At 70.3% G+C, this 4,367-nt stretch carries 4 protein-coding genes and 1 pseudogene; all 5 read right to left on the bottom strand.

Annotated features, from left to right (window positions below; translation table 11 throughout):
* A pseudogene (locus VF542_RS01680) lies at window positions 1–458 on the bottom strand (hypothetical protein); the annotation flags it as partial.
* A 4-nt stretch (window positions 459–462) separates the two neighbouring features.
* Window positions 463–819, bottom strand: coding sequence for a hypothetical protein (locus VF542_RS01675; RefSeq protein WP_408649971.1), 357 nt, complete (start codon window positions 817–819; stop codon window positions 463–465).
* Between the two features lie 195 nt (window positions 820–1,014).
* Complete coding sequence (locus VF542_RS01670; protein WP_408649970.1) at window positions 1,015–2,205, bottom strand: glycine C-acetyltransferase; 1,191 nt, start codon at window positions 2,203–2,205, stop codon at window positions 1,015–1,017.
* Between the two features lie 33 nt (window positions 2,206–2,238).
* Window positions 2,239–3,276 carry an L-threonine 3-dehydrogenase gene (tdh, locus tag VF542_RS01665; RefSeq protein WP_408649969.1) on the bottom strand — a complete coding sequence of 346 codons (1,038 nt, stop codon included), beginning with the start codon at window positions 3,274–3,276 and terminating at the stop codon, window positions 2,239–2,241.
* A 151-nt stretch (window positions 3,277–3,427) separates the two neighbouring features.
* Window positions 3,428–4,367 (bottom strand): signal recognition particle-docking protein FtsY (ftsY, locus tag VF542_RS01660; RefSeq protein ID WP_408649968.1); only part of this gene is annotated, 940 nt, incomplete at its 5' end.

Below are 4,367 nucleotides of genomic sequence, written 5' to 3'. Positions count from 1 at the left end.
AACACGCCGGGGTGCCCGTAGAAGATGGCGACCACCCGCATCCCGCGCCGGACGAAGTGCAGCATCGCCTCGGTCATCTGCATGTAGGTGACATGGCGCAGCTTGGCGTCGTCGTAGAGGACGTAGAGGTCGTAGGCGTCCGGCCGCCGCTGCTTCAGCCACACCGCCGTGGCCGGGTCGGCCACGCAGAAGAACACCTTGTCGGCGGTGTCGATCACCAGCTCGTCGGCCACGCTGAAGCCGACCGCCTCGATCCCGGACCCGATGACAGTGAGCTGGCCGGCCGACTCCGGCGGCACCGGCGTGCCGGGCTCATCACCGATCGCCGCCTCCTCGGCGGCGATCTCGGCGGCGAGCTCCAGCCATCGCTCGGTGTGCTGCTGCCGGGTCGGAAAGCCCTGCCGGGGCACCTCGCGCAGCAGCGGCTGGGTGCCTCGGGTGCTGCGCAGCGCTGTCATGACGTCAGGTACCGCATCGCGGCGGCTGCCCCTCGATGTGGATGTCCACGGCGGGCTCGATGTCGAGGTCCATCTCGATGTCCGCGTCGAGGTCCATGTCGAGGTCCATGTCGAGGCCGCCGTCGGTCACCATGATGGCGACCACGTCGGTCTCCACATCGACATCGACGTCGATGTCCACATCCACGTCGATGTCAATGTCAATGTCCACGTCCACATCCACATCGATGTCCACATTGATCGGATCGACGTCCGGGTCGGGTTCGCTCAGCGTGACGGTGGCCAACCGGCCGGTGCCGGGGACGGCGACCGCCTTGCTGGACGTGTGCGCGACGTCGGAGGAGGCGTTGACAGTGGTCATGGATCACTCGCTCGGTCTGGACGGGCCACCACGACCGGGTACGGGAGGCGGCTCTCAGGCGGCCCGCGTTCGAATGGGGGTGAAGAGGACCAGACCGTAAGCCCATGGGCATGGGGTCGCAACTCGACGCCCTGCACCGGCCATGCCGGCCAGACTCACCTCACAGCTGGGGAGGGAGCAGCTTTCCGACGGCCCTCAGCCGGCCTGCTTCTCCACCGCGGCCCGCCCGGTGACGAAGGCCCGCACGCAGGCCTCGATGTCCTCGGCCGAGTGCGCCGCCGACAGCTGGACCCGGATCCGCGCCTTGCCCACCGGCACCACCGGGTAGCTGAAGGCGATCACGTACACGCCCTCGTCCAGCATCGCGTCGGCGATCTTCGCCGCCAGCGCCGCGTCGCCGAACATCACCGGGATGATCGGGTGCTCGCCGGGCAGCAGGTCGAAGCCCTCCTCGGTCATCCGGCGCCGGAACAGCTCGGCGTTGCCGCGCAGCACCTCGCGCGGTGCGGTGTCGGCCTGCAGCACGTCCAGGGCGGCCAGCGCGCCGGCGACCATCGGCGGGGCGACGCTGTTGGAGAACAGGTAGGGCCGCGAGCGTTGGCGCAGCAACGCCACGATCTCGGCGTGGCCGCTGACATAGCCGCCGGAGCCGCCGCCCAGTGCCTTGCCGAAGGTGCCGGTGAGGATGTCCACCCGGTCCAGCACGCCGGCCAGTTCCGGGGTGCCGCGACCGCCCTCGCCGAGGAAGCCGACGGCGTGGGAGTCATCGACCATCACCAGGGCGTCGTAGCGCTCGGCCAGGTCGCAGATGTCGGCCAGCGGCGCGAGGTAGCCGTCCATCGAGAACACCCCGTCGGTGACGATGACCCGCTGCCGGGCATCCGAGGCCGCCTCCAGCTGGGCTTGCAGGTCGGCCATGTCACGGTTGCGGTAGCGCAGCCGGCGGGCCTTGCACAGCCGGATGCCGTCGATCAGTGAGGCGTGGTTGAGCTCGTCGGAGATGATCGCGTCCTCGGCCCCGAACAGCGTCTCGAACACGCCGCCGTTGGCGTCGAAGCAGGAGGAGTACAGGATCGTGGCGTCGGTGGCGAGGAACTGCGACATCCGCTCCTCCAGCTCCACGTGCAGCGTCTGGGTGCCGCAGATGAACCGGACGCTGGCCAGCCCGAAACCCCAGTCGGTCAGTGCCTGCCGTGCCGCGGCCAACACCTCGGGATGGTCGGCCAGGCCGAGGTAGTTGTTCGCGCAGAAGTTCAGCACCGGCCGGCCGGCAGTCAGGATCGTGGCCGACTGCGCCGAGGCGATCTGGCGCTCCCGCTTGAGCAGGCCCGCCGAGGTGATCTCGGCCAGCTCCGAATTGATCCGATCTTGCATGGTGCCGTACACGCGACGTCAGCTCCTCTGTGAACCGGGTTGGCTTCAGGACCAGTCGAGAACCACTTTGCCACCAGTGCCCGAACGTGCCCGCGCGAACCCTTCCGCCCAGTCCGCGGCGGGGTAGCGGTCGGTCACCACCGCGGTGACCGCCCGCTTCAGCTCCGCGCCTGACTGCAGCATCGCGCTCATCGCATACCAGGTCTCGAACATCTCCCGGCCGTAGATGCCCTTGACGGTGATCATGTGAGTGACCACCTTGGCCCAGTCCACCGAGATCGGCTGGCTGGGCAGGCCGAGCATCGCGATCCGGCCACCGTGGTTCATGTTCAGGATCATCTCGGGCAGCGCGCCGGGGTGGCCCGACATCTCCAGGCCGATGTCGAAGCCCTCCCGCATGCCCAGGGCCTGCTGGGCCTCGCTGATGGACGCCGTGCCGACGTTCAGCGCCAGATCGGCGCCGAGCTTGCGGGCCAGCTCCAGCCGGGGCTCGCTGACGTCGGTGATCACCACGAAGCGGGCCCCGACATGACGGGCGACCGCGGCTGCCATCAGGCCGATCGGCCCGGCGCCGGTGATCAGCACGTCCTCACCGGCCAGCGGAAAGCTCAGTGCGGTGTGCACCGCGTTGCCCAACGGGTCGAAGACCGCCCCCAGGTCCGGCTCGATGTCCTCGTGGTGGACCCAGATGTTGCTCTCCGGGATGACCACGTACTCCGCGAACGCGCCGTCGCGGTGGACCCCGACGCTCAGGGTCCGGATGCACAGGTGCCGGCGGCCGGCCCGGCAGTTCCGGCAGGTGCCGCAGACGATGTGGCCCTCGCCGGAGACCCGGTCACCGACCCGGACGTCCCGGACCGCGGCGCCGACCTCGACCACCTCGCCGTAGAACTCGTGGCCCGGAATCAGCGGGACCCTGATCTCGCTCTGCGCCCAGGCGTCCCAGGACTCGATGTGCAGGTCGGTGCCGCACAGCCCGGTTCGCAACACCCGCACCTTCACCTCGGCCGCCGACGGCTCCGGCTCGGGCCGCTCGACGAACTCGAATCCAGGCTGGGCTGCCGCCTTGAACAACGCCTTCACCGCAGAGCTCCTCCGCGCCGTTGAGAACCGTATTGTTGTGACTCTCCTGCGGGAGCTTGCCAGATGCCGGCACGGAGCGAGCCATCCCCGGCTGCCTTCGATCGAGACCCGGGCGAGTTCAGGCCGGCACGGGTTCGGGCCGGCGCGGGCGTCAGCCCAGCAGCGCGTCGACGAACTCCACCGGCTCGAACGGCGCCAGGTCGTCGGCGCCCTCGCCCAGGCCGATCAGCTTGACCGGCACGCCGAGCTCGCGCTGCACGCTGATCACGATGCCGCCCTTGGCGGTGCCGTCGAGCTTGGTCAGCACCACGCCGGTGACGTCGGCGACCTCGGTGAACACCCGGGCCTGGATGAGGCCGTTCTGCCCGGTGGTGGCATCGAGCACCAGCAGCGTCTCGTTGATGGGGCCGTGCTTCTCCACCACCCGCTTGAGCTTGCCCAGCTCGTCCATCAGCCCGACCTTGGTGTGCAACCGCCCGGCGGTGTCGATCACGACGGTGTCCACCCCGGCGGCCTTGCCGGCCCGGACGGCCTCGAAGGCCACACTGGCCGGGTCGCCGCCCTCGGGCCCGCGGACCGTCTCGGCACCGACCCGGGAGCCCCAGGTCTGCAACTGGTCGGCGGCAGCGGCGCGAAAGGTGTCGGCGGCGCCCAGCAGCACGCTCCGGCCGTCGGCCACGAGCACCCGGGCCAGCTTGCCGCAGGTGGTGGTCTTGCCGGTGCCGTTCACCCCGACCACCAGCACCACGGCGGGACCGTCGCCGGTGCTGATGGTGTGCAGGGTCCGGTCCAGGTCCGGCTGCAGCGCCGTGACCAGCTCCTCGGCCAGCAGCGCCCGCAGCTGGGCCGGGTCGCGGGTGCCCAGCACCTGGGTCCGGGTGCGCAACCGCTCCACGATCTCGGTGGTGGGACGCACCCCGACGTCGGCGCCGAGCAGCGCGTCCTCCACCTCTTCCCAGGCCTCGTCGTCGAGCCGGTCGCGGGCCAGCACGGCCAGCAGGCCGCGGCCGAAGACGTTCTGGGATCGGGACAGCCGGGCCCGCAGCCGCTGCATCCGGCCGGCCGTGGGCTCCGGAACGTCCAGCACCGGG

This window comes from Jatrophihabitans sp. (genome assembly GCF_036389215.1).
Lineage (GTDB): Bacteria > Actinomycetota > Actinomycetes > Mycobacteriales > Jatrophihabitantaceae > Jatrophihabitans_A.
The sequence above is the reverse complement of the archived record's forward strand: the minus strand, read 5'-3'. Positions and strand labels throughout refer to the sequence as shown.

Coding starts and splice junctions, on each gene's coding strand:
- VF542_RS01675 (WP_408649971.1), bottom strand. CDS start 819: ATGACCACTGTCAACGCCTCCTCCGACGTCGCGCACACGTCCAGCAAG.